Here is a 5405-nt window from a genome sequence, read left to right as displayed (position 1 = left end):
TAGCCGTACCCGAAACGATCAGGGAGCGGAATAGCCGTACCCGAAACGATCAGGGAGCGGAATAGCCGTACCCGAAACGATCAGGGGCGGGGGCTAGCGGACCGGGTAGTCCCGCTGGGCCTCGCCGACGTAGAGCTGCCGCGGGCGGCCGATCTTGGTCTGCGGGTCCTTGATCATCTCGCGCCACTGGGCGATCCAGCCGGGGAGGCGGCCGATCGCGAACAGAACCGTGAACATCTTCTCGGGGAAGCCCATCGCCTTGTAGATGAGACCCGTGTAGAAGTCGACGTTCGGGTACAGCTTGCGCTGGATGAAGTAGTCATCCGCGAGGGCCTTCTCCTCGAGCCGCATCGCGATGTCGAGGAGCTCATCGTTCCCGCCGAGCTTCGAGAGGACCTCGTGTGCGGTCGCCTTGATGATCTTCGCCCGCGGATCGTAGTTCTTGTAGACGCGGTGCCCGAAGCCCATGAGACGGACGCCGTCTTCCTTGTTCTTCACCTTCTCCATGTAGTCCTCCGGCTTGATGCCCTCGGACTGGATGCGGCGGAGCATGTTGAGGACCGCCTCGTTCGCGCCGCCGTGCAGCGGGCCGAAGAGCGCGTTGATCCCGGCGGAGACGGACGCGAACATGTTCGCGTTCGCGGACCCCACGAGGCGGACGGTCGACGTCGAGCAGTTCTGCTCGTGGTCCGCGTGCAGCACGAGGAGCAGGTCGAGGGCCTTGACCACGAGCGGGTCGAGCTCGTAGGGCTCGGCCGGGAGGCCGAAGCACAACCGCAGGAAGTTCTCCACGAGGTTCATGGAGTTGTCCGGGTACAGGAGGGGCTGGCCGATCGACTTCTTGTGCGCGTACGCCGCGATGACGGGGAGCTTGGCCATGAGGCGGATGGTCGAGAGCTCGACCTGCTCCTCGTTGAACGGGTCGAGCGAGTCCTGGTAGAAGGTCGACAGCGCGGACACGGCCGAAGACAGGACGGGCATCGGGTGGGCGTCACGCGGGAAGCCCGCGAAGAAGCTCTTGAGCTCCTCGTGCAGGAGGGTGTGGCGGCGGATCCGCTGATCGAACGACTCGAGCTCGGACGGCGTCGGCAGGTTGCCGTAGATCAGGAGGTAGGACACCTCGAGGAAGCTCGAGTGCTGGGCCAGCTGCTCGATCGGGTAGCCGCGGTAGCGGAGGATGCCCTCGTCGCCGTCGATGAAGGTGATCGACGACGTGGTCGCCGCGGTGTTCATGAAACCTGGGTCGAAGGTGACAGCGCCTGTCTCCTTCAGAAGCTTCGAAACGTCGTAGCCGTCGTTGCCTTCGACCGCGGCAATGCGGGGCAGGGTCAGCTCCCCGCCTTCATGGCGCAGGGTGGCACCGTTCTTCTCAGTCATGGTTCCCCTTACATGGGTAGCTCGCAACATTCCAAAACTACTCCCGACCGCGCACACGGAACGAATCGGCGCCTGCTTGCGACGGCAGGCGGACAGCGCGGGTGGGCCCCGGTCAGGAGCGTGTGAGGCGTTCCACGGCGGCGTCGACCCGCTCGTCGCTCGCGGTGAGGGCAACGCGCACGTACCCGGCGCCGTCGTCCCCGTAGAAGACGCCCGGCCCGACGACGACGCCGCGCTCGGCGAGGCGAGCCACGGTAGTCCAGGTGTCCTCACCCGCGGTGCACCACAGGTAGAGGCCCGCCTCGGAGTGGCTGATCCGCAGGCCGAACGACTCGAGCGCCGGGATGAGGCGGTCGCGGCGGCCGCGGTAGCGCTCCTTCTGCTCCTCGACGTGCGCGTCGTCGCCGAGCGCGACCCGCAATGCCTCCTGGACGGGGAACGGCAGGATCATCCCGGCATGCTTGCGGCTGTTGACGAGGTTCGGCATGAGTTCCGGCGCGCCCGCGACGAACGCCGCGCGGTACCCGGCGAGATTCGACTGCTTGCTCAGCGAGTAGACGCTCAGTAGGCGGCTGAAATCGCCCCCGCTCACGCGCGGATCGAGTACCGACGGCACAGCCTCGCCGCCGCGCTGAACGTCCCAATCGCCCCACCCCAGTTCGGCGTAGCACTCGTCCGAGGCGACGACGGCGCCGCGCCCTCGGGCGTCGTCGACGACGGCGCGCAGCTCCTCAACCCCGCGCACAGCACCCGTGGGGTTGCCTGGGGAGTTGACCCAGACGAGACGGACGCGGGCGCGCGTCGCGGCGTCGAGCTCGTCGAGGCTGTCGGCGGCGACCGCAGTTGCCCCGGCGAGGCGGGCGCCGATGTCGTACGTCGGGTACGCGACGCGGGGCCGCACGACGACGTCGCCCGCACCCAGGCCGAGAAGGAACGGCAGCCACGCCACGAGCTCCTTCGAGCCGATGGTCGGCATCACGGCCTGCTCGTCGAGGCCCACCACGCCGCGGCGGCGGGTGAACCATTCGACGACAGCCTCTCGGACGGCCTGCGTGCCGTGCACGGTGGGGTATCCGGGGGCGTCGGCCGCGGAGCGGAGCGCGTCCTGGATGAGCTCGGGCGTCGGGTCTACGGGGGTCCCAATGGACAGGTTGACGACCCCGCCCTCGTGCCGCCGAGCAGTCTCGAGGTACGGCGCCATGGCCTCCCACGGGTAGTCGGGAAGATCAAGCCCGAACGCGCGCTGCGTCGACAGGCCCGTCTGGTTCTCGCTCGCGTCGGCCGAGCTGCCGGTCCCCACGCTCAGGCTTGGTTCTGCGGCGGCAGGGCCGAGACGAGCGGGTGGTCCTTGCCCGTGTTGCCAAGCTTCGCCGCGCCGCCCGGGGAGCCAAGGTCGTCGAAGAACTCGACGTTCGCCTTGTAGTAGTCGGCCCACTCGTCGGGGACGTCATCCTCGTAGTAGATGGCCTCGACCGGGCAGACGGGCTCGCACGCGCCGCAGTCGACGCATTCGTCCGGGTGGATGTAGAGGGACCGCTCACCTTCGTAGATGCAGTCGACCGGGCACTCCTCGACGCAGGCCTTGTCCTTAACATCCACGCACGGCTGCGCGATCACGTATGTCACTGCTGCACCTTCTGACGAATCTGCTGATGAGGGACGCCCAGCGTCCCGGCGGAACGAGCCTATTATCATCCCGCTCCGGGGCGCCAATCCACCCGGGGACGCCGCCAGCGTAGCGAGGGCGAGCCGGCTGTCACATGCCGTCACACGCTGTAGCATCTCGTGCGCGGACGGGCTGTGCCTAGGATGTTCGCGTGTCCCCCCTCCCCCGGCGCCCAGCCGACGTCCTCCGCGCCCTCCCGCTGGGCACGCGCGTCGTCGTCCGCTACCGCATCGAAGGCGGCTTCACCGACGCCCTCGGCGAGCTCGCGGCGCTGGACGGGACCGAGGCCGCCATCGCCACGCGACGGGGCCTCGCCAAGGTGCCGCTCGCCGTCGTCGTTGCCGTCAAGGCTGTCCCGCCGCCGCCTGCCCGGCGCCGGGCGCGCCGCGAGGGCTAGCACCCCGGGAGGCGATCACTCCCCCTCGGTGTCCGGGAGCTTGCGCAGGCGGAAGAACGGTCCGGCGGCCACCGGAACGCACGCGAGCAGCTGGCCCGCGATCCCCACCCATAGCGTGGGCGCGATCCCGAGCCGTTCGCCAAGCCAGCCGCCGAGCAGGCTGCCGATCGGCATGACGCCCCAGACGAGGCAGCGGATCGACGCGTTCATGCGGCCCAGGAGTCGAGGCGGGCACACGCGCTGGCGCATGCTCACCTGCATGACATTGAAGACGATGATCCCGAAGCTCATGGCGAACTCCCCCACGCTCAGGAGGCCGAGGGCGAGCAGGCCCGGGCCGGCCGCAAGCGCGAGCGGGAAGAGGACGACGGCGCTTCCGCCCACCATGAGCCCGAGCGGGAGGAGCGGCCCTTCACCCAGGCGTGCCGCGATCCGCGGTGCCGCGAGGGCACCGAGCACTCCGCCGACCGAGCCGATCGAGAGCATCGTGCCGAGCCCCGCCGGCCCGAGGCCGAGCTCTCGCAGGATCACGAGGGGCATCAGGACGTACGTGATCGAGGAGAACAGGTTGCCGATGGCCGTGCTCAGCACGACCCGGCGGATGAGCGGGTGCCGCGCCACGAACGAGGCCCCCTCCAGGATCTCCCGGGGAAGGCTGCTGCCCTCTGTCCGCTCGGGCTTGGCCTCAGCGTCTCGGACACGCAGGAGGCACAGGGCGGAGACGAGGTAGCCCGCGGCTTCCGCTGCAAAGAGAAACGGGGCGCTCACGAGGGTCAGGACGAACCCTCCGAGCGCCGGGCCTCCGAGCCGCGCAACCTGCGCCGTGGCCTCCAGCTTTCCGTTGGCGTCCGCCACGAGTGGGCGGTCCACGAGGACCGGGATGTAGCTCTGGTAGGAGACGTCGAAGAAGACAGTCGCAAGGCCCACGACGCCCGCTACGACGAAGAGATGCCACATCTGGAGAGCACCAGCCCACCAGAGGAGCGGGACCGCGAGCATGGCGCACATGCGAACGAGATCGGCGCGAATCATGGTGCGCCGTTTGAGCCACCGATCGACCCAGGCCCCGGCGGGCAGACCCACGACGAGGAAGGCCGCCATCGACGCCGCGTTGAGCACGCCGAGGTCCATTTCGTTGGCCCCCAGGAGGCTCACGGCGAGTACCGGGAGCGCGAGCTGGCCGAGCTGCGCACCGAGCTGCGAGACCCCTTGGCCCGCCCAGAAGGCGAGGAATGCGGGCCTCCGAGTGAGGGGCACGAGGGCCGGCGACTCGGCGGATGAGGGGAGCATGCGGCCAGTCTGCGCTTCCGATTGGGAAGTGTCAATCACTCGAGCCGGATCGCTAGAGTGGTGGCATGTCATCGTCCGACGACGCTGCGAAGGGCCGAGCGCTCAGCTCACCGCTGCGCCTGCGCATCCTGCGTCTGTGCCTCCACCACGCGCGCACGAACAAGGAGATCGCCGACCTCCTCGGGCTCAACCCGGCCTCGACCCTGCACCACGTCCGCACACTCGTCGCCACCGGGTTCCTCGAGGCACAGGACGAGCGGCGCGGACGGCGCGGGGCCCGTGAGGTCCCGTATCTGGCGACCCGCCGCTCGTGGGGCCAGCGCGTGGACGACGTCGCGCCCGTGCTCATCGAGACGTTCGTCCAGGAGACCGCAGCCCTCGACCCAGACGACATCGAGGTATGGCGCCTCGGCCTCAAGCTCAACCCCGAGCATCAGGCGGAACTCCTCGCAAAGCTGCGGGCGGTCGTCGACGAATATGTGGCCATGCCGAGTGACCCCGATGGACACGCGACCTCGCTCATGATCGCGCACCACCGCGACCCCTCCGCCGACTGACGGCGTCGGCTCGGCGGCCGGCTAATGGGCCCGCCTTCCTCGTTGCGCCGTCGGGCTCGGCGGCCGGCTAATGCCCCGCCCTCCTCGTTGCGCCGTCAGCTCCGCAGGGTGACACACC

The 5405-nt window shown here is 69.1% G+C and carries 6 protein-coding genes; 2 read left to right on the top strand and 4 right to left on the bottom strand.

The annotated features are described in order from the left end of the window. Positions 1–93: 93 nt before the first annotated feature. The 3 genes from V7053_RS07345 to fdxA form a co-directional block, all read right to left on the bottom strand. Complete coding sequence (locus V7053_RS07345; protein ID WP_334171618.1) at positions 94–1377, bottom strand: citrate synthase; 1284 nt, start codon at positions 1375–1377, stop codon at positions 94–96. Between the two features lie 112 nt (positions 1378–1489). After that, entirely contained in the window at positions 1490–2677 is a 1188-nt protein-coding gene (gene dapC / locus V7053_RS07340; protein ID WP_334171617.1) for a succinyldiaminopimelate transaminase, read from the bottom strand. 2 nt (positions 2678–2679) lie between these two features. After that, on the bottom strand, positions 2680–3003 hold the full coding sequence (gene fdxA / locus V7053_RS07335) for a ferredoxin (RefSeq protein ID WP_334171616.1): 324 nt from the start codon (positions 3001–3003) through the stop codon (positions 2680–2682). Positions 3004–3194: 191 nt separating this feature from the next. Between fdxA and V7053_RS07330 the strand changes: the two genes are divergently transcribed. Next, positions 3195–3440, top strand: coding sequence for a putative acetyltransferase (locus V7053_RS07330; RefSeq protein ID WP_334171615.1), 246 nt, complete (start codon positions 3195–3197; stop codon positions 3438–3440). 15 nt (positions 3441–3455) lie between these two features. On the opposite strand, the gene V7053_RS07325 is transcribed toward V7053_RS07330, so the two are convergent. Beyond that, positions 3456–4730: an MFS transporter gene (locus tag V7053_RS07325; protein ID WP_334171614.1), complete on the bottom strand. Its 1275-nt coding sequence runs from the start codon at positions 4728–4730 to the stop codon at positions 3456–3458. A gap of 65 nt (positions 4731–4795) precedes the next feature. Between V7053_RS07325 and V7053_RS07320 the strand changes: the two genes are divergently transcribed. Then, positions 4796–5287, top strand: coding sequence for a helix-turn-helix domain-containing protein (locus V7053_RS07320; protein WP_334171613.1), 492 nt, complete (start codon positions 4796–4798; stop codon positions 5285–5287). Positions 5288–5405: the final 118 nt, after the last annotated feature.

The sequence above is a fragment of the Sinomonas sp. genome (genome assembly GCF_036848755.1).
Classification (GTDB): domain Bacteria; phylum Actinomycetota; class Actinomycetes; order Actinomycetales; family Micrococcaceae; genus Sinomonas.
The sequence above is the reverse complement of the archived record's forward strand: the minus strand, read 5'-3'. Positions and strand labels throughout refer to the sequence as shown.